General features: G+C 75.3%; 19 protein-coding genes and 2 pseudogenes. 12 read left to right on the plus strand and 9 right to left on the minus strand.

Annotation, left to right across the window (positions count from 1 at the left end; translation table 11 throughout):
• Positions 1–15: 15 nt before the first annotated feature.
• A complete protein-coding gene (locus ACFVU9_RS20485; protein WP_387595146.1) occupies positions 16–1,755 on the plus strand; it encodes a methyltransferase in 1,740 nt (579 codons plus the stop codon).
• 61 nt (positions 1,756–1,816) lie between these two features.
• Here the strand turns inward: ACFVU9_RS20485 and ACFVU9_RS20490 are convergent, their stop codons facing one another.
• Positions 1,817–2,662 (minus strand): PIG-L family deacetylase, encoded by an 846-nt coding sequence (locus ACFVU9_RS20490; protein WP_387595149.1) that lies wholly within the window; start codon positions 2,660–2,662, stop codon positions 1,817–1,819.
• 133 nt (positions 2,663–2,795) lie between these two features.
• A complete protein-coding gene (locus ACFVU9_RS20495) occupies positions 2,796–3,899 on the minus strand; it encodes an NADH:flavin oxidoreductase/NADH oxidase (RefSeq protein ID WP_387595152.1) in 1,104 nt (367 codons plus the stop codon).
• A 234-nt stretch (positions 3,900–4,133) separates the two neighbouring features.
• Between ACFVU9_RS20495 and ACFVU9_RS20500 the strand changes: the two genes are divergently transcribed.
• The 4 genes from ACFVU9_RS20500 to ACFVU9_RS20515 all read left to right on the plus strand — a co-directional run bounded on the left by ACFVU9_RS20500 (position 4,134) and on the right by ACFVU9_RS20515 (position 9,030).
• Positions 4,134–5,534, plus strand: a complete 1,401-nt coding sequence (locus ACFVU9_RS20500) for a hypothetical protein (protein ID WP_387595155.1) — start codon at positions 4,134–4,136, stop codon at positions 5,532–5,534.
• Entirely contained in the window at positions 5,531–6,820 is a 1,290-nt protein-coding gene (locus tag ACFVU9_RS20505; protein WP_387595158.1) for an ABC transporter substrate-binding protein, read from the plus strand. The genes ACFVU9_RS20500 and ACFVU9_RS20505 overlap by 4 nt, the downstream gene beginning before the upstream one ends.
• Positions 6,821–6,955: 135 nt before the next feature.
• Positions 6,956–7,348 (plus strand): hypothetical protein, encoded by a 393-nt coding sequence (locus ACFVU9_RS20510; RefSeq protein WP_380446382.1) that lies wholly within the window; start codon positions 6,956–6,958, stop codon positions 7,346–7,348.
• A 431-nt stretch (positions 7,349–7,779) separates the two neighbouring features.
• Complete coding sequence (locus ACFVU9_RS20515) at positions 7,780–9,030, plus strand: RNA-guided endonuclease InsQ/TnpB family protein (RefSeq protein WP_387595161.1); 1,251 nt, start codon at positions 7,780–7,782, stop codon at positions 9,028–9,030.
• A gap of 109 nt (positions 9,031–9,139) precedes the next feature.
• On the opposite strand, the gene ACFVU9_RS20520 is transcribed toward ACFVU9_RS20515, so the two are convergent.
• Positions 9,140–9,763 carry a TetR/AcrR family transcriptional regulator gene (locus ACFVU9_RS20520; protein ID WP_387595164.1) on the minus strand — a complete coding sequence of 208 codons (624 nt, stop codon included), beginning with the start codon at positions 9,761–9,763 and terminating at the stop codon, positions 9,140–9,142.
• A gap of 133 nt (positions 9,764–9,896) precedes the next feature.
• On the opposite strand from ACFVU9_RS20520, the pseudogene ACFVU9_RS20525 reads away from it, so the two are divergent.
• Together ACFVU9_RS20525 and ACFVU9_RS20530 are read left to right on the plus strand one after the other, a co-directional pair.
• Positions 9,897–10,925 (plus strand): annotated as a pseudogene (locus ACFVU9_RS20525) (MMPL family transporter); the annotation flags it as partial.
• A 388-nt stretch (positions 10,926–11,313) separates the two neighbouring features.
• Positions 11,314–12,114: pseudogene (locus tag ACFVU9_RS20530) on the plus strand (MMPL family transporter); the annotation flags it as partial.
• Positions 12,115–12,135: 21 nt separating this feature from the next.
• On the opposite strand, the gene ACFVU9_RS20535 reads toward ACFVU9_RS20530, so the two are convergent.
• Positions 12,136–12,456, minus strand: a complete 321-nt coding sequence (locus ACFVU9_RS20535) for a hypothetical protein (RefSeq protein WP_380498070.1) — start codon at positions 12,454–12,456, stop codon at positions 12,136–12,138.
• A gap of 501 nt (positions 12,457–12,957) precedes the next feature.
• Here ACFVU9_RS20535 and ACFVU9_RS20540 point away from each other — a divergent pair.
• The 3 genes from ACFVU9_RS20540 (at position 12,958) to ACFVU9_RS20550 (ending at position 14,542) form a co-directional block, all read left to right on the plus strand.
• Positions 12,958–13,764 (plus strand): GNAT family N-acetyltransferase, encoded by an 807-nt coding sequence (locus tag ACFVU9_RS20540; protein ID WP_387595167.1) that lies wholly within the window; start codon positions 12,958–12,960, stop codon positions 13,762–13,764.
• Between the two features lie 56 nt (positions 13,765–13,820).
• Entirely contained in the window at positions 13,821–14,042 is a 222-nt protein-coding gene (gene infA, locus ACFVU9_RS20545; RefSeq protein WP_387595170.1) for a translation initiation factor IF-1, read from the plus strand.
• Between the two features lie 158 nt (positions 14,043–14,200).
• Entirely contained in the window at positions 14,201–14,542 is a 342-nt protein-coding gene (locus tag ACFVU9_RS20550; RefSeq protein ID WP_387595173.1) for a hypothetical protein, read from the plus strand.
• A 35-nt stretch (positions 14,543–14,577) separates the two neighbouring features.
• Here the strand turns inward: ACFVU9_RS20550 and ACFVU9_RS20555 are convergent, their stop codons facing one another.
• The 5 genes from ACFVU9_RS20555 to ACFVU9_RS20575 form a co-directional block, all read right to left on the minus strand.
• Positions 14,578–14,943 (minus strand): ribosomal protein L7/L12, encoded by a 366-nt coding sequence (locus tag ACFVU9_RS20555; protein ID WP_380498067.1) that lies wholly within the window; start codon positions 14,941–14,943, stop codon positions 14,578–14,580.
• Between the two features lie 162 nt (positions 14,944–15,105).
• Entirely contained in the window at positions 15,106–15,387 is a 282-nt protein-coding gene (locus tag ACFVU9_RS20560; RefSeq protein WP_387595251.1) for a cytochrome P450, read from the minus strand.
• Between the two features lie 155 nt (positions 15,388–15,542).
• Positions 15,543–16,448 carry an alpha/beta fold hydrolase gene (locus ACFVU9_RS20565; RefSeq protein WP_387595176.1) on the minus strand — a complete coding sequence of 302 codons (906 nt, stop codon included), beginning with the start codon at positions 16,446–16,448 and terminating at the stop codon, positions 15,543–15,545.
• Positions 16,449–16,502: 54 nt separating this feature from the next.
• Positions 16,503–18,770, minus strand: a complete 2,268-nt coding sequence (locus ACFVU9_RS20570) for a CRISPR-associated endonuclease Cas3'' (protein ID WP_387595179.1) — start codon at positions 18,768–18,770, stop codon at positions 16,503–16,505.
• 105 nt (positions 18,771–18,875) lie between these two features.
• On the minus strand, positions 18,876–19,577 hold the full coding sequence (locus ACFVU9_RS20575; RefSeq protein ID WP_387595182.1) for a hypothetical protein: 702 nt from the start codon (positions 19,575–19,577) through the stop codon (positions 18,876–18,878).
• Between the two features lie 237 nt (positions 19,578–19,814).
• On the opposite strand from ACFVU9_RS20575, the gene ACFVU9_RS20580 reads away from it, so the two are divergent.
• Positions 19,815–21,677, plus strand: coding sequence for a serine/threonine-protein kinase (locus ACFVU9_RS20580; protein WP_387595185.1), 1,863 nt, complete (start codon positions 19,815–19,817; stop codon positions 21,675–21,677).
• A 52-nt stretch (positions 21,678–21,729) separates the two neighbouring features.
• Complete coding sequence (locus tag ACFVU9_RS20585; RefSeq protein ID WP_387595188.1) at positions 21,730–23,067, plus strand: hypothetical protein; 1,338 nt, start codon at positions 21,730–21,732, stop codon at positions 23,065–23,067.
• Positions 23,068–23,174: the final 107 nt, after the last annotated feature.

The raw sequence follows: 23,174 nt of genomic DNA on the forward strand, positions 1-23,174 counted from the left end.
AAGGACGCCCACTCGATGACGACGACGCCCCCGGACGATGCGACCCGCCTGCACGCGACCGCCGACTTCGTCCGCCAGCAGGACACCGCCGACCTCCTCCCGCTCCTGCTGCCCGGCCTCGACGGCCCGGAACTGCGCGCACTGGCCGACCACTGCCACTTCGCCCACGCCGCCCTGCTCCTCCTGCCGCCCGACGAGGCCACGCTGCGCGCCCAGCTCGCCGCCTGCGCCCTGGACCCCGACACCCCGCAGCACCCCAGCGTCGTCGTCCGCGACCGCCTCGCCCACCGCCACGGCCTCGACCCCGCCGCCCTCGACGTGCGCATCCTGCGCCCGCCCGTCACCGGCCCCGGCGAGGAGCCCCGCCTCGTCGAGGTCTTCGCCCTCACCGTGCCGCCCGGCTCCGCCCTCGCCGAACTCGCCGCCCACGAACGCGCCCACGAGCACGAGACCCACCTCGCCTTCGAGGTCACCCGCCCCGACCCGCTCGTCCTGCGCGGCCTGTGCGACCTCCTCGCCCGCCACGGCGCGGCCCCCGACGGCGGCGGCTACAACCCCCACGAGGACGGCACCGTCCTCTACTTCACCGCCCCCGCCGACGCCAAGACCGGCTACCGGCGCATCGAGCTCTACGTCCCCGGCGACCACCGCCCCGCTCTCGCCGCCCACCTCCACGACTCCCGCGCCCACCAGCCCGCCGAAACGCTCCTGCGCCTGATGACCGGCGCGTGGACGACCCAGGCCCTCGCCGTCAGCGCCGAACTGAAACTCCCCGACGCCCTCGACACCACCGCCGCCACCGCCACCGACACCCTCGCCCGCCGGATCGGCGCCCACCCGCAGAGCCTCACCACCCTCCTGCGCTACCTCGCCATGCTCGGCGCCGTCACCGAGGCCCCCGACGGCTTCCGCCTCACCGAACTCGGCGCCCTGCTGCGCACCGACACCCCGGGCTCGATGCGCCCGCTGGCCCTGATGTACGGCGGGCCGTTCTACGAGTCCTTCGGCCGCCTCGCCCACACAGTGCGCACCGGGCAGACCGCCTTCGACCACCTCTTCGGCGAGAACCACTTCGACCACTTCGCCCGCGACCCCGAACTCGCCGAGCTCTTCGACCGCTCCATGGCGGCCAGTTCGCGCATGTTCGAGCCGGTCCCGGCCCACCCCGCCCTCGCGGCCGCCGCCCAGGCGCCCGCCCCCGCGACCGTCGTCGACGTCGCCGGCGGCAACGGCGAACTCCTCGGCCGCATCCTGGCCGCCCACCCCCGCCTGCACGGCGTCCTGCTGGAACGCCCGCACGCCGTCGAGGCCGCCCGCGGCCTGCTCGACGCGGCCGGCACCGGCGGGCGCGTCGACTACCGGGCGGGCGACTTCGCCGACGTCCCGGCCGGCGGGGACGTCTACGTCCTGTCCCGCGTGCTGCACGACTGGGACGACGAGCGCTGCCGCGAGATCCTGCGCCACTGCGCCCGCGCGATGCCCGCCCACGCCGACCTGCTCATCATCGAACGCGTCCTGCCCGCCGACGGCTCGCCCTCGCTGGCGACCGCCTGGGACCTCCACATGATGTGCAACGTCGGCGGCCGCGAACGCCGCGCCGACCACTACGCCCACCTCCTGGCCGACGCCGGCCTCCACCTCGTCGGCCAGAGCCCCCTCCCGCTGGGCGCCACCGTCCTGCACGCCCGCAAGGCCGTGATCCCCGCCCCCGCCCACGGGTCCGCCCCCGACCCGGTCGCCACCACCGGCCGCTGACGACGAACGCCGACGGCGTCCTCTCGCGGGAGGACGCCGCCGGCGCGGGCGTGACCCGGCGTCAGCGCAGGCCGGCGAACAGGTCGTCCTCGGGCAGCGGCGCGTTCGTGGTGTCCCGCACGCGCACGAAGGTCTCCAGGCCCATCAGGTCCGTGAAGCGCTCCTGGCCCATGCGCAGGAAGAAGATGTTCTCGCCCTGGCTCGCGTGCGCCCGCAGCGCGTCGAACTTCCGCCCGCCGAACTCGGTGGTGTCCACCCAGGTGGTGACGGCCTCGTCGGGCAGGCCGATCTCCGGCATCTGCTCGGCCTCGCTCCCCTCCCCGGACCGCTCCGGCTGCGGCTCGTCCTCGGCGAACTCCCGCATGGCCTCGCCGAAGCGCCGCATCGTCGAGTGCGGCACGGTGGTCCAGTACACCTTGGGCGTCAGCCCGCTGCGCTCCAGCGCGGCCATGGTGATGCGGTGGGCCTGGATGTGGTCGGGGTGGCCGTAGAAGCCGTTCTCGTCGTAGGTGACGACGACGTCGGGCCGGTAGTGCAGCATCAGGTCGGCCAGGCGGGCGGCGCCTTCGGCGACGGGGGTGCCCCAGAACGAGCCGGGGGCGTCGTTGGCCGCCCAGCCCATCATCCCGGAGTCGCCGTAGTCGAGCGTCTCCAGGTGGCCCACCCCGAGGACCTGACAGCTGGCCTCCAGCTCCTTGCGGCGCAGCGCGGCGACGGCGGCGGGGTCGTGTCCGGGCTCGCCCGGCTTGACGCCGCCGGGGCCGTCGCCGCAGCCGCCGTCGGTGCAGGTGACGAGCACGGTGCGGATGCCCTCGGCGGCGTAGCGGGCGAGGACGCCGCCCGTTCCGGTCGCCTCGTCGTCCGGGTGGGCGTGCACTGCCATCAGGGTCAGCGGCCGGTCAGCCATGGGTCCGTCCTCGGTCGGTCGAGTGATCAGTGCCCAGTCTGCGTCAGGACCGGACCGAAGGTCACATCACTTCTGCCCGTTTCCGCGCAGTGCGCCGGCCGCCCGTTCTTCCGTGAACGGGCGGCCGGGCCCGTCAGGCGCGGTGGTACTGCACCGGCGAGTGGACCTGCCCGCCGAGCGCGGCGGCGGCGTGGCGCGCCCAGGAGGGGTTGCGCAGCAGCTCGCGGCCGATCAGGACGGCGTCGGCCCGGCCTGCGGCGAGGATGTCCCGGGCCTGGGCGGGCTCGGTGATCAGGCCGACGGCCGCCACCGGCATGCCGGCCCCGCTGCGGACCGCCTCGGCGAAGGGCACCTGGAAGCCGGGGGCGGCGTCGATCTTCGCGTCGGGGACGAGGCCGCCGGTGGAGACGTCCATCAGGTCCACGCCGCGGGCCTGGAGCTCCTTGGCCAGGCGCACGGTCTCCTCCAGCGTCCAGCCCTCGCGCCCGTCCTCGGGGTTCTCGGCGATCCAGTCGGTGGCCGAGACGCGGAACAGCAGCGGCAGTTCCCCGGGCCACACGGCGCGCACGGCGTCGACGACCTCCAGGGCGAAGCGGGTGCGGCCCTCGAAGGAGCCGCCGTACTCGTCGGTGCGGCGGTTGCTGGCGGGGGAGAGGAACTGGTGGATCAGGTAGCCGTGGGCGCCGTGGAGTTCGACGGCCTGGAAGCCGGCCTCCAGGGCGCGCCGGGCGGCGTCCGCGAACTGCCCGACGATCTCGCGGATCTGCTCGCGCGTCAGCTCGTCCGGCGTGGTGTGGTCGGGGGAGAAGGCGACGGCGCTGGGGCCCACCGGGGTCCAGCCGTGCGGCTCGTGCGGGGCGAGCGCGCGCCCGCGCTCGACCCAGGGGCGCTCGGTGGAGGCCTTGCGCCCGGCGTGGCCGAGCTGGATGGCGGCGACGCTGCCCTGGTCCTTCAGGAAGGCGGTGATCCGCCGCAGTGCCTCGGTCTGGGTGTCGTTCCACAGCCCGAGGTCGTAGGGGCTGATGCGGCCCTCGGGGGAGACGGCGGTGGCCTCCACGATGATCAGGCCGGTGCCGCCGGCCGCCCGCGCCGCGAGGTGGGTGAAGTGCCAGTCCGTCGCCACCCCGGCCGCCCCGCCGTCGGGCGCGGCGCTGTACTGGCACATCGGCGGCATCCAGACGCGGTTGGGGACGGTCAGTTCCCGCAGCGTGTAGGGGGTGAAGAGGGTCGTGCTCATGGAGGCTCCCCGGCGGCATTGATTGCAGGTGCACTATCTGCTGCAACAATAATTGCGGACGCTTGCCATTGCAAGGGCGGGCTTTCCCTGAGCAGCGAGGTCCCGGGCTGACGATCCGTCATATCCCGTTTTCCGGTGGCCACCCCGTAGTCGCGCGGCTAGGGTGGGCGACGATCCGTCGGGCTCCTGACGGGCCGAGCAGGGGGCGGGATGCGGATGGCGGCCACTGCCGGCATGAGGTCACGGGCGCACCGCTTCGGCGGCAGGCCCGCCGCGCCGCCCACCACCCCGGGCCGGCTGCGCCGGACCGTGGTCGCGCTGGTCCTGTGCACGGCGGCGCTGTGGGGGACGCTGCAGACGGCGCTCTCCGGCGCGCACACGACGGTGTCCGCCGCCGAGGCCCACGCCGATCCGGCCCTCGTCGACACCGCGCAGCTGTCGTACCTGCTCGCCGACGCGGACCGGGTCGCGGCCGGGAGCTTCGCCTCGGGGACGGTGCGCCTGAGCGGACCGGGGCAGCGCTACCAGGACGACCTGAAGTCCGCCCACCAGGCGCTCGCCCGGGCCGCCGAGCACGACGCGACCGGCCCGGCCGGCAGCGGGCGCCTGCAGGCCGTCGAGGGACTGCTCGTCGAGTACACCGGCCTGATCGAGCAGGCGCACGCCACCGAGAGCCAAGGCGCCCTCGGCACCGCCTACTTGAGCTACGCCACGAACCTGATGCACAAACCCGGCGACGGAGTCCTCGCCCAGGTCCGGCAACTGCGGGCCGCCGAGCAGCAGGAACTGGACCGGCAACGGCAGAGCGGATGGCTCGCCCCGGCCGTGCTGCTCGGCGACCTCGCCCCCGCGCTGCTCGCCCTGGTCCTGCTGGTCGCCACCCAGCGCTTCCTGAGCCGCCACTTCAACCGGCGGCTCAACCCGTGCCTGCTCACCGCGTCCGTCCTGCTGCTCGCGCTGGCCGGCTGGACGGCGGCGGCGACCCTGCACACCGACCGGGCCTTCGCCACCGCCGCCGACGAGGCGCTGCCCCGGCTGACCGCCGCCTGGCAGGCCCGCGCACTCGCCGCCGACGCGGCGGGCGGCGACGCGCTGGCGGTGGTCCAGGCCGTCCCCGGACAGGACCTCTCCGACGACTTCGCCACCTACACCGGCCAGTTGGCGGACCGTCCGGTCACGCCGGGAGAGGTCGCGGCGGCCGAGAGCGAGCCGCCCGCGTTCCACGGCATCCTCGCCGACCTGATCGACGCCGACCTCCGCCCCGACTCCTCCCCAGCGAAACGGGACGCCGCCGTGCACACCCTCCAGGACTTCCGGCAGTTCACCGCGGCCGACGCCGAGCTGCGCCGGCAGGCCGCCACCCGCGGCCCCGCCGCAGCGGCCGCCGCCGACCCCGCCGTGACGGCCACCGCCGTCGGCCCCGGCCCCGCCCAACTGGGCGGCGCCGGCACGGCGTTCGACGCCGACCTGGCCCGGCTCGCGGAGCCGGACCGGCAACGGCTGGCCGACGCCGAGTCGGCGGCCCGCTCCGACCTGGGCCTGGGCCGCGCGCTCCCGGTGCTGTGCGCCGCCATCGCGCTGCTCTGCCTGGGCGGCCTCTGGCCACGGATCGACGAGTACCGGGCCGCGCGATGAGCACGGCGGGCCGCTGGGCCCGGGCCGCCCTCGCCCTGCTGCTGGTCGCCCTCGCCGGCCCCACCGCCTGCAGCGGCGGCCGGTCGGGACCGGTGGTCCACGTGCTCGGCACCTGGACCGGCAGCGAGCGGGACTCGTTCCTGGCCATGGTCGCGCCGTTCGAGCAGCGGACCGGGATCAAGGTGGACTACCAGGGCTCCCGGGACTCCGACACCGTCCTGGCCGACCGGGTCGGCAACGGGACACCGCCCGACCTCGCCGTCCTCTCCAGCCCCGGAAAACTGGTGCAGTACGCCCGGGCCGGCCGCCTGGCCCCGCTCGACGGCGCGCTCGACCTGCCGGGCATGGCCGCGCAGTACGGAGAGAGCTGGGTGCGGCTGGGCGCCGTTGACGGCAAACAGTACGCCGTGTTCGTCAAGGCCACGGTGAAGAGCCTCATCTGGTACTCGCCCAAGGCCCTTGCCGCACACGGCTGGACACCACCCGGCAGCTGGGACCAGCTGAACACCCTGGACCGGCAGATCGCCGGGTCGGGCGTCCCCCCGTGGTGCGTCGGCCTGGAGTCGAGCTCCGCCTCCGGCTGGCCGGGCACCGACTGGCTGGAGGACATCGTCCTCGCCCAGTCCGGACCGGACGTCTACGACCAGTGGGCGAGCGGCGCGCTCGCCTGGAACTCCCCGGCGATCAAACGGGCCTGGCAGACCTGGGGAGACGTGGTCGCCGCCAAGGGCATGGTCCGCGGTGACGCCCGCGGCATGCTGCTCACCGGCTTCGCCGGCTCGGGCGGCTCGCTGTTCGGCCCGCAGCCGGGCTGCTACTTCGAGCACGCGGCGTCCTTCATCACGGACTACTACCGGCAGGGCGACCCGCGGCTCAAGGCCGGCGAGGACTACGACTTCGCCCGGTTCCCGGCCATCGACGAGGGGTTCAAGGGCACCGAGGAGGTGGCGGGCGACCTGCTCGGCATGTTCCACGCCACCCCGGCCGCCCAGCAGCTCGCCGCCTACCTCACGACACCCGAGGCGCAGCGGATCTGGGTGGCCCGCGGCGGCGCGCTGAGCCCCAACCGCCAGGTGCCCGCCACCGTCTACCCGGACGCCCTGTCCCGCCGCCTGGGCCAACTGCTGGTCGACGCCCGGGCGGTACGGTTCGACGCCTCCGACCTGATGCCGGACGCGATGCAGAGCGCGTTCTACCGGGCCGTGCTCGCCTACGCCAACGACCCCTCGCAGCTGGACACCCTGCTCGCGGACCTGGACCGGGTCCGGGCCGCCGTCCACGCCTGACCGGTGCTCGCCGACCAACCGCCGAGCGACCCACGGCTGACCGGGCCGGCGCCCGGTTGCTCCGCCCGGGCGGCAGGCGCCAACACGGCGCGCCCGCGACCGGCACCGGCCGCAGGAGGCGCCTACAGTCCTTGCGTGAGCGACGACCCCACCCGCACCAAGGCCGCGAAGGAACTGGACCTCCCGGAGGGCTGGGTCTCGGGATTCGCCATGGCGGCGCTCGCGCTGATCATCGGGTTCCTGAGCTACGAACTCTCCCAGGACACCACGCCCAACCTGGGCCAGCTCGGACTGTCGGGGATCGTGAGCCTCATCATCGGCACCCTGGCGAACCCGCAGGGCAAGGGGCAGCGGTTCTGCTGGTGGGCGCTGCTGGGCTGCACCTTCCTCGGCGCCGTCACCGGCGCGCTGATGACCGGGCTCACGGACCGGTCCGCGGCCGCCCCGGCGCTGTCGATCTTCGCGGCGGCGTTCTTCGGCCTGCTGGTGGACGGGGAGAAGCTGTCGGTGGGCAGCCCCGGGAAGTGAACCGGGCGGGCGCCGGCCGCCGGCACCCGCCCGGTCTGTTCCCGGAGGCGTTCTCAGCCCGCGCGCGTGCAGAGGTAGAGCTGCCGGCCGCCGGAGTCGTCGCCCGCCGCCCGCCAGCGCGATCCGCCGCCCGGTGAAACGGCTGAACCTGACCGCCGCGAGCAGCGCCAGCGCCGCCACCCTCAGGACCACCACGACCGGCGCCAGCCACGGCAGGAACGACGGGAACTCCCGGGCCAGGAAGACCGACCAGAGGGCGGTCCCGGCGACCGCGGCCGGAAACGCCCATGCCCGCGCGCCGCCGCGGTGGAAGCCCTGCCACAGCAGCACGGTCCCCGCACCGCACAGCGCCGCCAGCGGGGCCGCGATCACCCCCGTGTCAGTGGCGTGCGCTACGTTCATCACGGCAAATCGAGTGGGGGTGTTCCATTATGTTGTCCGGCCGTAGGTATCGGCTCGAACTCGACGCGGCACAGGCCGAGTTGTGCGATATGTTCGGCGACCTGTGTCGGTCGGTGTGGAACACTGCCCTTGAGCAGCGCCGGGAGTACAGGCGGCGCGGGGCGTGGATGAACTACGTGCCGCAGGCCGCCGAGCTGGCCGACGCCAAACGGGAGTTCCCGTGGCTGGCGGAGGCACCGTCGCAGGTGTTGCAGCAGACTCTTCGGGATCTGGACCGGGCGTGCCGTGAGCACGGCACGCTCAGGGTCCGGTGGCGGTCGAAGGTGCGCTGGTCGCCGTCGTTCCGGTTCCCGGCCGGAAACCTGATCAGGGTTGAGCGGATCGGGCGGAAATGGGGGCGGGCGAAGCTGCCGAAGCTCGGATGGGTGCGGTTTCGCTGGTCCCGGCCGCTTGGCGGCGATGTGCGCTCGGCGACGGTCAGCCGGCAGGGACGGCACTGGTTCGTCTCCTTCCTGGTGGAGGACGGCAGGTCCACGCCGGAGCGGCACGCGATGTCGGACACGGCCGTCGGGGTGGACCGAGGAGTGAAGGTCGCCGCGACGACCAGCACGGGTGTTTTCCACGACCGCCCGTACACCACGCCGGGTGAGGCGAAGCGGCTGCGGCGGTTGCAGCAGCAGCTCTCCCGGTGCGAGCGTGGCAGCAACCGGCGCCGGGTGGTGGTGGCGAAGATCAATGCGATCACCGGACGTGTCCGCGACCGGCGTGCGGACTTCTGTGCGCAGACCGCCTCCAGCCTGGCCACCGACAACGCGCTGGTGGTGCTGGAAGACCTCAGAATCAGGAGCATGACGGCCTCGGCAGCCGGCACGGTCGAGGAGCCGGGCCGTAACGTCCGGCAGAAAGCAGGACTGAACCGGGCCATCCTGGACAAGGGCTGGTACATGCTCGAACTTGCGCTGCGCAACGCGGCGCGCACCACCGGCACGGACATCGTTCTGGTGAACCCCGCGTACACGTCGCAGACCTGCCATGCCTGCAGGCACGTGGACCCGAAGAGCCGCGAGAGCCAAGCGGTCTTCGAGTGCACCGCCTGCGGGCACCGGGACCACGCCGACGTGAACGCCGCGAAGAACATCCTCAACGCCGCAGGGCATGCGGTGTCAGGGCGTGGAGACCTCGGCACTGGCCGGTCTGTGAAGCGCCAACCACCGGCCACGCGCACACGCACGGGGCGAAGCCCCCGCGCGGCCCGCGGTGCTGGAATCCCCGTGCTTTAGCGCGGGGAGGAAATCAAACCTACGGCACGTCGATCGGCCCACCCCGCCGCCGACCTGTGAACGATCCGTGCGCCTCCCGGCCGTGCCGCCGGCCCGCGGTCCGCCGCCGTCAGCCCTTCGGCGTCCGTCCGGCGCCGGCGAGGAGCGTGCGGACGGTGGCGGCCATGGTGTGCCGCGCCTCCTCCGGGCTCTGGCCGCAGCTGCGCCAGTGGTGCCAGGCGCTCCACGTGGTCACCGCGTCCAGGCCGTCGAGCAGCTCGCTCCGGGCGGGTTCGGGGAGCGGGTCGAGTTCCGCGGCGAAGACCTGGGCGAGCCGCAGGCGGGCGAAGTCCATCATCTGCCGCACCGCCTCCTGGATCCGCGGGGACGGGTTCTCCAGCCGCATGACGGCGAGTCTGGTCGGGGTGACGCCCTCCAGGATGCGGGCGCGCTGCTCGGTGAGGGCCGTGACCCGCAGCTCCCGCGGCCCCTCGGTGGGAAGCGGCCCGATCCGGGCCGCGAGCTGCTCCAGGCGCCGGTTGACGGCCACCTCGGCGAGCTCGGCCATGTCGGCGAAGTGGTGGAACACCAGTCGGCGGGAGACGCCCGCCCGTGCGGCCACCTTGTCGGCCGGGAAGTGCGACTGGTTCTCATCGAGCAGCGACAGCACCGCGTCGGCGATCTTCTCGCGGGTCTGCCGCCCGCGTTCCGTGCGCCCGTCGGCGGCGGGCGCGGCGGCCTCGGACCGTTTCACGTGGGGCTCCTCCGCACTCTCGTTGACATTCTTGCACCGTGAGTGCAAGTCTACGCGTTGCACGGGGAGTGCAATAAGTTTCCGGTGGGGGCGGCGCGCCCTTCCGCCGCGTACGAAAGGCCGTTCGCCGCAGATGTTCACCACGGTGGGGCGCTGGTGCGCCCGCAGACCCAAGCGCGTCGTCGCGGCCTGGCTCCTGCTCCTGGCCGCCGCGCTCACCGCCGTCGGGCTGCTCGGGCGGGTCACCAGCGAGGACGTCTCCATCCCCGGCAGCGACAGCCAGGCCGCGCTCGACACGGCCACCCGCGCGTTCCCCGCCCCGCCTTCCGGCAAGCAGCCGGTCCTGTTGCACACCCCCGCCGGCGCCGCCCCGCTCACCGCCCCCGGCGCCGCCGCCGCCGTCCGCAGCGCCGCCACCGCCATCGCCGCGGTGCCGCACGTCGTCGCCGTCACCACCCCCTACGACCCGGCCGGCGCCGCGGCGACGAGCGCCGACGGCCACACCGCCTACCTCTCCGTCGAACTCGACGTCTCCGGACGGGAGGTGACGCCCGAGACGACCGACGCCGTGCTCGCCGCGGCCGCACCGGCCACCGCCGCCGGCATCGAGGTGACCCCCGGCGGCCAGCTCGCCGCGGCGGTCGACCGGGGGAGCACCGGGCGCAGCGAGGCCATCGGCCTCGGCACCGCCCTGGTGATCCTCGCCCTCACCCTCGGCAGCCTCCTCGCCGCCGGCCTGCCGCTGCTCGCCGGGGTGGTCGGTCTCGGCATCGCGCTGCCCGTCCTCGGCCTGGTCGGCCACCTGATGGACGTCCCCCAGGCCGGCGAGACCATCGCCGCGATGATCGGCCTGGGCGTCGGCATCGACTACACCCTCTTCGGGCTCACCCGCTTCCGGGAGCTGCGCGCCGCCAGGGCGGGCGTCGAGGACGCGGCCGTGCGCACCACCGCCGGTTCCGGCAAGTCCGTCGCCTTCGCCGGCAGCGCCGTCGTCGCGGCACTGGCCGGCCTGGCCCTGGGCGGACTGCCGCTGCTGTACGCCCTGGCCCTCGCGCCCGCGATCGCCGTGGTGGTGGCGCTGGGCGTCAACCTCACCCTCCTGCCCGCGGTCCTCGTCCTGCTCGGCACGCGCCTGACACCCCGCCCGGCCGCCCCCGCCCCGGACGGGCGCCCGCGCGGCTGGGGCCGGATCGCCGCCCTGGTCGCGGCCAGGCCGTGGCCCCTGCTGCTGGCCGGCCTCGCCCTGCTCGGCGCCCTCGCCGCCCCGGCGGCGCACCTGCACCTCGGCCAGCTGGACGCCGGCGCCAAGGCCCGGGGCACCATGAGCCGCACCGCCTACGACCGCATGGCCCAGGCCTTCGGCCCGGGCGCCAACGGCGTGCTCCAGGTCGTCGACGTCCTGCCCGCGCCGGTGCAGGCGGGCGCGGGGAGCACCGACCCGCGCCTGACGGCCGTCACCACCGCCCTGCGCGCCGCCGAGGGCGTCGCCGCCGTCGGCCCGCCCGCCCGCCCTCGCCGCCGACGGCCGCACCGCCCGCTGGCAGGTCACCCCGGCCACCGCCCCCTCCGACCCGGCCACCACCGCACTCGTCCGCCGCCTGCGCTCGGACGTCCTGCCCGCCGCCACCGCCGGCAGCGGCCAGGTGCCGCACGTCGGCGGCGCCCCGGCGGCCCAGGCCGACCTCAACGCGCGCATCGCGCAGCGGATGCCGCTCGTCGTCGGCTTCGTCCTGACCGTCGCCGGCCTCCTCCTGCTCCTCGCCTTCCGCTCGCCCGTCGTCGCCGTCAAGGCCGCCGTCATGAACCTGGTGTCGGTCGCCGCCGCCTACGGCGTGCTCACCGCGGTCTTCCAGCACGGCTCGGGCGCCCGGCTGATCGGCCTGGAGGGCGCCGTCCCGATCCCCGGCTACGTGCCCCTGCTGATGTTCGCCGTGCTCTTCGGCCTGTCGATGGACTACGAGGTCTTCCTGCTCAGCGCCGTGCGCGAGGGCTACCTGCGGGAGCGGGACAACCGCCGCGCCGTGGTGGCCGGCCTCGCCGCGACCGGGCGGATCATCAGCTCCGCCGCCCTCATCATGGTCGCGGTCTTCCTGAGCTACCTGCTGTCCGACGACCCCGTCGTCAAGATGTTCGGCGTCGGCCTGGCGAGCGCCGTCGCCCTGGACGCGACCGTCGTCCGCGGCCTGCTCGTGCCCGCCACCATGGTCCTGCTCGGCGACGGCAACTGGTGGCTGCCCCGCTGGCTCGACCGCCTGCTGCCGCACGTCGACATCGAGGGCGACGGCCACACCGGGCACCCCGCCGCCGCCGACCCCGCCCCGCCCAACTCATTCGCCGGAAGCCCTTCCTGATGTGTCATCACATCCGCGGGCTCAGTCCTCGTCGAACGGTTCGTCGCTCCACCGGAACCAGGCGCGGCCGTCCTCGATGTGCAACAGGAACTCGGCGACCGGACCCGACGGGGCCACGAGCGACAGGGCCCGCGCGATGCGGTCGTAGACGTCGTCGAAGCGCTCGATCCCGTCCGCCTCAAGGAGGGCCAGCGACTCGTCGAACCACGGCTTCACCGCGGCGAACGCCGGCGTGGGGACGAAGCGCCCCTCCAGCCACGGGAAGTCGGACCCGTCGACCAGGATCTCGCCGAGCAGTTCCTCCTGCCGCACCAGCCGCCAGACCCCGTCCCCGAAACCCATCCCGCCGGCCCTCCGTCCCGCCGCCCACCGCCGTCGCGGCAGCCTCCCACACGGCACGGACACCGCCCGGCGCCAGCGCGCGAAAAGGCCCGGGTCCGGGCGGCCGAGGGGGAGACGGCCGTCCGGACCCGGGAGCTTGGGGGCGGCGCGCCCGGTGGGGCGCCACCACACGCGGTGGACCGCGTCGCGGGCCCGGCCGAGGTAGAGCCCCTCCCTCCGGCACCGGCCCGCGGTCCGGGCGGGTCGCAGGCTCAGGAAGCTATGCGGCGCGCGTCAACGGACCGTCGACGATCAGTAGACGAGCAGTCGCCCGCGGTAAATCGGTTGGGCCGGTCCGCTCCTTGCTGTTACTGTCTGTGCAGCCGTGAAAGAACGTGAGGAGGTGTGAGACCCATGAAGGCTGTATCCGTGTGGGTGCTCCCCCTCGTCGTCACGGTGGGCGATTGACGTTTGGTGTCGCCCGGGAGCCCCTGCGACAAGGCACTCCCGAAAGGCAACACCATGAACGCATCCTCTTCCCCGCACCCCGTCCCGGGCCCGCGCGAGCACGCGCTCACCGTCACCCGTACCGCCGACACGCAGTGGCAGGCCCTCGACGGCGACCTGGTCGTCGGCCGTGCCGACGCCTCGAACAGGCCCGACGGGCGGCTCTTCGTCAGCATCGACGCCTGGCACGACGCGGCCCGCGACCGCCTCGCCGCCACGATGCTCGCCGACCTGCCGGCGCCGCTGCACACCGTCGCCGACGAAGCCGACCACGACGCGGTGGCCGCCTGGCAGCGGCTCGGCTTCACCACCGCCCGCCGCGAGCGGACCTACGTCGTGCCCACCGACCCGCACACCACCGGGCTCGCCCCGGCACGGCCCCCGGCGGGCGTGACGATCGTGCCCGCCGGCCAGGCGCAGGAAGGCCCACTGCACGACCTGGACCGCGCCGTGCGCGACGAGGTCGGGGCCGGCCCCGGCTGGCGGACGATGCCGGCCGAGGTACTGCCCCGCCCGGCGGGCACCACCGTCGTCGACCCGTCGAAGTACGTCGTCGCGCAGCAGGACGGCCGCTACCTCGGCCTGCTCCGCCTCGCCCCGGTCACCCGCCGGCCGCGGATCGGCCTCATCGCCGTCCGCGCCGAGGCGCAGCGCAGGGGCATCGCCCGGGCGCTGCTGGCCCACACACTGGGCTCGCTGCACCACGCCGGGACGGCCTCGGCCTGGGCCGAGGCCGACGAGACCAACACGGCCGCCATCGCCCTCCTCGAAGGCGTGGGCGCCGAGCATGTGGGCAGCATCCTGGAACTCGTCCGCCGCTGACGCCCCGCCACACCACACAAGCGATCCACCGCCCCACCGACCGGAAACGGGAAACCATGACCAAATCAACAGGAGCCATCGAAGTCGAGGGCACCGTCACCGAGTGCCTGCGCAACGCGACCTTCAAGGTGCAGCTCCAGAACGGGCACGTCGTGCTCGCCCACATCAGCGGGAAGATCCGCAAGAACTACATCAAGATCCTCCCCGAGGACCGCGTCCTCGTGGAGCTCAGCCCCTACGACCTCTCCCGCGGCCGCATCCGCTACCGCTACAGGTAGAACCGGGCCCGCCCCGGGCCGCCGGCCTCCGCCCGGCGGCCCGGGCATTCCCAGGTGATCGTCTTCGAATTCCTTCGAACCATTCGACCGGCACCCCACCCACGACGTTCCATGGGTGGGGTTCCTGACGATCGGTCACGAAACGGAAGGAAGAGCCGATGAAGAGCCTGAAGGCCGTCCTCGCAACGGGCGCCGCCGCGGCCGCCCTCGCCGCCACCACCCTCGTCGGCACGGGCACGGCCCGGGCCGACACGGTCGAGCAATGCCCGCGGGAAGCCGTGTGCATCCTCGTCCCGGACCAGCCGATCATGGTCTTCTACGGCTACGGGGTGCACACCCCGTCCAACGTGCACGGCATGGGATGGCTGGATAACAACCTGACCGGCGGCCGGGTGTCGCTGTGCCGAGGCCCCGGGGGAGTCGACTGCGAGCCGCTGCTCGGGCCGGGCCGGATATTCGTCGACTTCGACACCATCCGCTCGTTCGTCATCACGCCCTGACCGCGGCCCGGGCCGTCGACCGCGACGGCCCGGGATCAGCCCTGGCCGCGCAGCGCGCAGACCCAGCAGTCGCAGTCCGTCACGGAGTTGGCCCCGCAGTGCGCGACGGGCCAGTACTGCGACGCGCACGGCCCGGGATCGACCGCGGTGCCGTCGCCCGGCAGCGTGCGCCGGCACCAGTCGCACCGGACGTCGGCCGGCACACCGGCCTCGCGCAGCTGCCGGGCCAGCCGGACGGCGATGTCGAACGGGGCACCCGCCTGGACGACGGCGGGCGGGCCGTCCAGCACCTGCCGGCTGCGCCACAGGCTCAGGCCGGTGACCGCCCGCACCGCCCGCAGGGCGGTCGCGTCGCGGGCCGGGGTGCCGGTCAGCCGGACCTCGAAAGCCGGGGCCTCCACGGATTCCTCCTCGCCGCCCGATGCCGTGTCCGCCCCAGTCAACCGCCCCACCCGCCCGTCCGGCCACGGGTTTTCGCCCGGCCGGGCGCGAAAGCACGGTGTGGGGCGCCAGGACGGTCCCGGGCGCCCCACACCGGTTCACCGGGTCACCAATTCATCGGTTCACCAGGTGACCGGGACGGCGGCCGGGGTGATGGCCATGCGGTTGGGGTGCCAGGGGATGTCGGCGGGCGGGGCGGCGAGGCGCAGGGTGGCGGGGAGGTGGGTGAGCAGGGTGCGGAAGGCGGTGTCGGAGTGCCGGCGCACCAGGTGGGCGCCGGGGCAGTGGTGGCGGCCGTAGCCGAAGCGCAGGTGGGGGTTGGGGGAGCGGGCGGGGTCGAAGTCCTCGGCGCCGGTGAACGCCGCGGGGTCGTGGTTGGCGGCGTCCAGGGACAGCAGGACCAGGTCGCCGGCCGCATGAACTCCAGCCCCCGCGCCCGAACAGCGGCAGCACGGCGCGGCGCACGCGCTCGTGGTGCTCCCCGGTCATCTCCAGGAACGTCGGCAGGCACGGCGGCGGCCCGTCCCCGTCCCCGGTGGGCGGCCAGGCGTAATGCGCATCAGTGGGGCGGGCCGGGCAGTCCCAGCACCGCGTCCGCGAACGCCCCGGGAGCCTCCTGCGGCACGTTGTGCCCGATCCCCGGCAGGACGGTGACCTCGCACGGCCCGCGGAAGCGCCCGGTATCGCCCTGTACGTCGACGGGGATCACCCCGTCCGCGCCGCCGACCAGCACGACCGTCGGCACCGTGATCGGCGGCCCGGCCGCGAGCCGGTCCTCCAGCGCCTGGTAGCGCGGATCCCCCGCCACGAGCCCGAACCGGTGCCGGTAGGAGTGCACCACGACGTCGACGAAGTCCGGATTGTGCAGGCTCGCCGCCGACGCCCCGAATGCCTCGCCGGCCCCGGCCCACGTCGGCGACCACAGCCGCCAGAGCAACGCGCACAGCTCCTCGCGGTTGCGCTCCAATCCCCTTCGCCCACGCTCCGAGTGGAAATAGTGCTGGTACCAGAGATTGCGCTCCGCCTCCGGCGAAACCGGCTCCACCGAACCCGCGATGTCCTGGACGAGATAGCCGCCGCCCGTCACCAGCCCCGCGACGCGTTCCGGCCACAGCGCCGCCGCCACGCACGCCGCCCGCCCGCCCCAGTCGTACCCGGCGACCACCGCCCGCCCGATCCCCAGCGCGTCCAGGAAGTCGGCCAGGTCCTGCCCGAGCGCGGCCTGCTGCCCGCTGCGCATCGCCCCCTCGTCCCGGAACGCCGTCGGCCCGCACCCGCGCAGGTACGGCACCAGCGCGACCCGCCCGCGCGCGGCGAGCCGCGCCGCCACCTCGTCGAACGCCCGCACGTCATAGGGGAATCCGTGCAGCAGGACCACCGGCACCCCCGCGCCCGCCCCGGACTCCCCGGACTCCCCGGACTCCCCGAACTGCTCGTACGCGATGTCGAGAACCGGCGTCGTCACGCGCTTCCGAGCCCTGAAGATCACATCCATCCGTCCATGCTGACACGTCGTTCGTCAACGATCCGCTGGTGTCGGCAGGGGGCCGTCGTGGCGGGCGCTGGCGCGCCAGTCGGCGACGCGGACGAGGGTTTCGAGGAAGGCGAGGCGGAACGGGCCGAGGCCTGGGGTGTCGCGCAGGGCGAGGGCGCGTTCGGTCCAGGCCTGCGGGAAGCCGGCGGTGTGCAGGGTGAGGGCCGGGAAGTGCTCGCCGGTGGACAGGTCGACGGGCGGGGTGCGGTCGCCGTCGGCGACGCCGAGCAGCAGCGGGGCCTCGTCGCCGCGCGGGCGCACGGTGACGCGGACGTGGCCGTGGTGGGCGGCGGCCAGGTAGGTCACCAGGGGGTCGTGACCGCCGTGCCACAGCAGGAGGGCGCTGACGAGCTCGTGCCGGAAGTAGGGGCGGGTCGGACGGTAGGGCGGCAGGGGGTCGGCGCCGTTCTTCGACTTGGCCAGCAGGCCGGCGGGCGGGTCGGTGCGGCCGGCCCGCAGCTTCTCCTGGAAGGCGTCGTGGCACTTGCCGAGGTCGTGGTAGCGGGCCGCCTCGACGACGGCCTCGCCCAGCCCGGCGGGGAGTCGAGGAAGTGCGGCGAGCAGCGACTGCGCCTCCTCGGCGGTCTCCTGGAGGTGCTGGTCGAGACCGACCCAGGCAGTGCAGGCGTAGAGCGGCGTCCTCGGGCCGGGCGCCTCGCACGGGACGGGGGCCGGGCTCGCCGGGCTCCAGCCGAGGTCCGGCAGGTAGCCGCCGGCACGGGCGTCCAGGAGCACACGGACGCCGGGGCGCAGGTCGTCCGGCTGCGCGGGGCGCCACCAGCCGTCCAGGGCATCGCGCAGCCAGGCCCGGCCGGCGGGCAGCCGGCGCAGCTCGCCGAGCGGCACCGGGCAGAGTTCGGCGCTCGCCGGGTCGGGCTCCTCCTCGCCGGGCGCGCCGGACTCCCACGCGCGCCAGGCGGCCAGCGCCGGGAGCGAGTCCGCCTCGGACGGCCCGCAGATCCACCGGTCCACCGCGTCGGCCCGGTCGGCCCGTTGGTCGGCCCGGTCGGTGGGGTCGGCCCGGTCGGTGGGGTCGGTGGGGTCGGCGGCGTCGGCGGGGGAGTCGAACAGGGCCAGGACGTCCTCGCGCCCGGGCCCCGGCGGCGCGGGCGGCGTCCCGACGCGGGCCGCCAGCAGGTCGCCGGGGGTGACGGCCCGGCCCTCGTGGGCGGTCAGCCAGCGCGCGACGGCCGCATCGCCGCCCTCGGGCGGCGTGCACCACAGCAGGTCGCCGCCATCCGGGTGCTCGCCGTGCCGGTTGCAGCGCCCGGCGCGCTGCACCAGCGAGGCCCAGGGCGCGAGTTCGGTGACCACGGTGCGGCCGGAGAGGTCCGGCCCGGCCTCCACGGCGGGAGTGGTGACGAGCACGAGGTCGCCTTCGGCCTCGGCGGCGGCCAGGACGCGGCGGCGGTCGGCGGCCCGGAAGTGCGGGTGCAGCAGGAGCGCCGCGCACCCCAGTTCGGCCAGGCCCGCGTGCACGGCCCGCGCCCGCTCCGGCGAGTCGAGCACCACGACGGTCCGGGTGCCGGGCACGTGCGCACCGGCGACGGCCCGCGCCAGCGCGGCGGCGTACCGTCCGGGCCCGACGTCGAGCCGGGCGATCCGCCGCAGCGTCCCGGCCGCCTCCGGCGCACGTACCGCGCTGCCGCCGGGGTCGAAAGGCCCGCGCACCGACGACATCCACATCGTCCGGGTCGCCGCCGCCGTCCCCAGCTCATCGCGCAGCCGCTGGAGTTGCACACCCGTGGACAGGCCGGGCCCGAGCAGGTGCGCCTCGTCGAACACCCACTGCGCGTCCGTGTGCAGCAGCGCGTACGAGACCGGCGCCATCGTCCGCGCGTCCGCGTAGCCGCGCATGAGCGCCCGGCTGAGCAGCACGTCGTGCGCGCCGACCAGGATCGCGCTGCGCTCGGGCGCGCGCCGCCAGCCGCCCTCCTGCGCCGCCGCGCCCGCGAGCAGGTGCAGCCCCACCTCGCCCGTCAGCCCCAGGCGTTCCAGCCACCCCGCGATCCGGGCGAAGGTCTGGTCGGCGAGGCTGTGCCGCGGCAGCACCAGCACCAGCCGTCGCGGCGTGTCCCCGGGCGCCGTGACCAGCCGCCGGTACAGCCACGGCAGCACGGCGGCCACGGTCTTGCCCGCCCCGGTGGGCGCCTCCAGCAGCGCGGGCAGTCCCTCGGCGGCCAGCGCCACCTGGTACGGGTAGGGGGTGAAACCGGTGGCGGTACGCGCGAAAGTCTCGAACTCGGCCGTCATCCCGCCAACCTACGGCGAAAGGCCGCCCGCCGGGCGGAGCGGAAGGCTACCCGGCGCCTACGGCGAAAGGCCGCCCGCCGGGCGGAGCGGAAGGCTGCCCGGCGCCTACGGCGTACCGGCCGCCGCCCGGTACGCCGCCACCGCGGCCGGCAGGACGGCCTCCACGCTGGACCGGGGCTGCTGCGCGACGGTCTTGTGCACGGTGAGGATCACGTCGCCCTCGCGGACCAGTGCCACCTCGGTCACGTACGGCTCGCCATCGCCGGGGCCGAGCGCGGAGATCCGCAGCACCAGGCCGTCGTCGGCCGCCACGCCGCCCACTCCCGCCGTGGACACCGTGTTCCTCGTCGGGGAACCGTCGACGGGAAGCGTGGCGGTGTACGAGGCGCAGCGCTGCGCGGCGCCGTGGACGGCCGCCATGACGGCGGCGGCCCGCCCGGGCGGGTACCGGTCGAGCGACTCCCGGCCGAACCAGTCGTCGGACGGCTTCTCCAGCCCCACCGACACGCCCTCCGCGGGGCGGTCGTGCCTCGCCGTGAAGCCCTCCACCACGAGCTCCTCGCACGGCATGGCCGTGATCGGGACGTCCGAGAAGTGCCGGTCAGGTGTAGCCGAAGCAGTCAACAGTCGGAAATCGGGCGGCAGTTGACGGTCGGTCAGGAGTGCGTCGCGCAGCCGGACCTGCGCCGGAGCCCCCGCCGGGGACGGGCCGCCGTCCGCCGCCCGCACGGGCGGTTCCTGCGAACAACCGGACAAGGCGAGCGCCGCCGCGACGACGGCAGCCGACACCACGCCACGCAACCGCACCGGGTCCCCTCCCTGGAGTCCATGATCGACTCGCATCCTGCCACACCCGGGACCAGATCCTGCCGGTACGACCGAAATTGGGGCCCTGTACGAAGCACCCGAATCGTGACCTTCCCGGCCGCGACCGCCGGAACCCGCAGTTCACGGCCCGCGTCCCCGCCGGTAGTCGGCGTGCCGTAAGGTGCGGCGCCGCGGAGCCGAGCAGGCAGCGAGCAGGAACGGGAAGAGCGCAGGACGATGGACGACAGACAGGCCGAGGGCCACAGACCCGGCGGCGGCGACACCACGCCCGCCGAACACCTCTGGGAGCTCCCGGAGTACCTCTACGAGCGCGAGCTCGGCGCCGGGGCGAGCGGGCGGGTCGTGCTCGCCCGCCACCGCGACACCGGCACCCCGGTGGCGATCAAGCACCTCCACGCCTCCGCCGCCTCCGCCGCGCTGCGCGCCGAGGCCGAGGTCCTCGCCGGCATCGACTCCCCGTACGTCACCCGGCTCTACGAGTACGTCGAGGGCGAGCAGGGCTCGGCCATCGTGATGGAACTGGTCGACGGCATCGCGCTGCGCGACCTGCTGCGCGCGGAGGGCGCCACCACTCCGGAGGCCGCCCTGGTGGTCCTGAAGGGCTCGCTGCTGGGCCTGGCCGCCGCGCACGGGGCCGGCGTCGTGCACCGCGACTACAAGCCCGCCAACGTCCTGGTCGACACCGTCGGCACGTCCAAGCTCGTCGACTTCGGCATCGCCGTGCCCAGCGGCGCCGACCGCGACGTCTCCGGCACCCCCGCCTACATGCCGCCCGAGCAGTGGGCGGGCCGGCCCGCCTCCCCGGCGGGCGACGTCTACGCGGCGACCGCCACCTTCTTCGAGTGCCTCACCGGCGCCCGCCCCTACGAGGGCGCCACGATCGTCGAACTCGCCGTCCAGCACAGCGAGGCGCCGATCCCGGCCGAACTGGCCCCGGAGCCCGTCCGGCCGCTGATCCTGGCGGGCCTGGCCAAGGAACCCGAGGCCCGGCCCGACAGCGCGGCCGCGCTCGTCGAACAGCTGGAGGCCGTCGCGGCCGCCGCCTACGGGCCGTACTGGGAGGAGAAGGGCCGCCGCGACCTGACCGCGCTGGTCGCCCTGCTCGCGCTGCTGCTGCCCGGCGCCGGCGGAGCGGCCGGCGGCGGCACCTCGCTGGCCCACACCCTCCTCGGCCCGGCCGAGACGGACGCCTACACGGACGCCGCCATGGACGTGGGCGCCGACGCCGCACCGGCCGCCGCCAGCCTGCCCCTGACCGCCCGTATCGGGACCCGCGGCAAGGTCCTCACCGGCGTCGCGGCCGGCGTCATCGCCCTGGCCACCCTCACCACCGTCGCCATGGCGGGAGCCGCCGACGGCGGCGCCCGCACCGTGCTCGGCGGCGCCTCGCCCGAGGCCACCACCAGCCTCGGCGCGCACGACCCGACCGGCAGCCCGTCCGCCCCGCCCAGCACGACCGGCGCCACCGCGACCCCGCCCGCCACGGCGACGCCGACGGCCACCGCGTCCACCAGCGCGACCGCCACCGCGACCCCGTCCGCCCCGGCCACGCCGGGCGGCAAGACACCCGCCGCACCGGGCACGCCCGCGGCCCCCGCCACCGGCCCGCAGCCGGCCCCGGCCGGCCCCGGCGCACCGGCGTCCGCCCCGCCCGCCGGCCCCGGCCCCGGCCCGGGGCCCGGTCCCGTGCAGGGCGGGCCGACCTCCTCGGCGCCCTCGCCCTCGCCGACCCAGACCGTCGCGCCCGCCACCCTCACCATCAGCTCGGTGAACCTGGACTCGCTGTCCTGCAGCGGCCAGTGGGCCCTGACCGCCACCGTCACCGTGGCCGCCCAGGGCAACGCGACCGGCACCCTGACCCTCAGCTGGTACCACAGCTCGGGCGGACGCGCCGCCACCGTCGCCACCGACACCGTGCCGGTCCAGAACGGCCGCGCCACCATCACCCGCGTCCACAACTTCGGCTCCGCCGACAACTCCACGACCTGGGGCGTCCGCGTCGGCACCAGCCCGGCCGCGACCGCACCGGGCAAGACGTCCGCCGAGCTGTACGCCTTCACCTGCAACCCGCCCCGCTGACGCCCTGTCGGTCCCGGTCACAGCCGCCCCACCCCTCGCCCTGGAGAAAGCCATGTCCACGCCCCACCCCGACGCCGCCCCCACCCCGGGCGCCGACCAGACCGTCCGGCTCGGTCCGGGTACGGGCGAGGGGGAGGAGACCAGCCGCACGGACGCCGCCGAGGCGACGACGCGCCTCGGCGGAGTTTCCGACCCGCGCGCGGACCGGACCGTCCGGCTGCCGCGCTCGCCGCTGGGCGGGCCGGATGCGGTGGAGACGGTCCGTCTGGACAACGAGGAGCGCCTGCGTCTGACGGGGGAGTCCGGGACGGTTCCGCTGCCGCGCCCGCCGCTGGCTGGGCCGGATGTGGTGGAGACGGTGCGCCTCGACAACGAGGAGCGCCTGCGCCTGACGGGGGAGGGTGAGACCGTCCCGTTCCCCCGGCCGCCGCTGGGCGGGCCGGACGCGGTGGAGACGGTCCGTCTGGACAAGGGGGAGTCCGGGACGGTCCCGCTGCCCCGCTCGCCGCTCGGCGCGCCCGACCCGCGCACGGACCGCACCGTCCGGCTCTCCCCGGCGCCCGCGCCCGCCGCCACACCGGACGCCGAGGCCACCGTGCGCCTCGACTCCGCCGAGGCCGAGAGTGCGACCTTCCTCGACCCGCGGGTGTGGGGCGGCGCGCCGGGGGCGGGGGAGAGCGCCACGCTGCCCGAGCCGATCCCGCTGCCCGAGGCCGGGGCGGAGGCGGAGGCCGAGAGCGCGACGTTCCTCGACCCGCGGGTGTGGGGCGGCGCGCCGGGGGCGGGGGAGAGCGCCACGCTGCCCGAGCCGATCCCGCTGCCCGAGGAGGCCGCGCCCGAGGAGCCCGCGCCCGAGGCCTCCGTCTCCACCCCGGCCGCCGCACCGGACGAACACCCCCTCGCCCCCGGCGAGTTGCGCCGCTTCGGCCCCGGCGTCCCGCCGCAGGCCGCCGCCGCGTGGCACGGCGAGACGCCCGCGGACCGGCAGCCCAAGCGGCCCCGCCGCGTGCGCAGGTGGCTGGTGCCGGTGGCCGTGCTCCTCGCCGTCCTGGCGCTGCTGTTCTGGCGCTTCCACACGACCGCCCTGGCCGTCACCTCCGTCGGCGTGACCACCGACCCGGCGGGCCCCGGCTGCGGCGGCACCGCCGTCGTCACGGCCTCGGTGGAGACCAACGGCGGCGCCGGCAGCATCCGTTACCGCTGGCAGCGCAGCGACGGCACGACCTCGGACGAGCTCGTGCAGGACGTCCGCTCCGGCACCCGCCACACCGACCTGGTGCTGCGCTGGACCTTCGACGGCCAGGGCTCCCTCCAGGCCACCGCCACCCTGCAGATCCTCTCGCCCGGCGCCCGCACCGCGACCGCCACCTTCCCCTACCACTGCTCCTGATCCCCCGAGCCTGGGACCCGCCTCGGACGCCCCGCCCGTCCCGTAGCGTTTGCCTCCCGCCGCGGGGACCCGCGGCACGCCAAGGGGAGGGCACCGTGAACTCGCTC

It is taken from the genome of Kitasatospora sp. NPDC057936 (assembly GCF_042887525.1).
Classification (GTDB): Bacteria; Actinomycetota; Actinomycetes; order Streptomycetales; family Streptomycetaceae; genus Kitasatospora.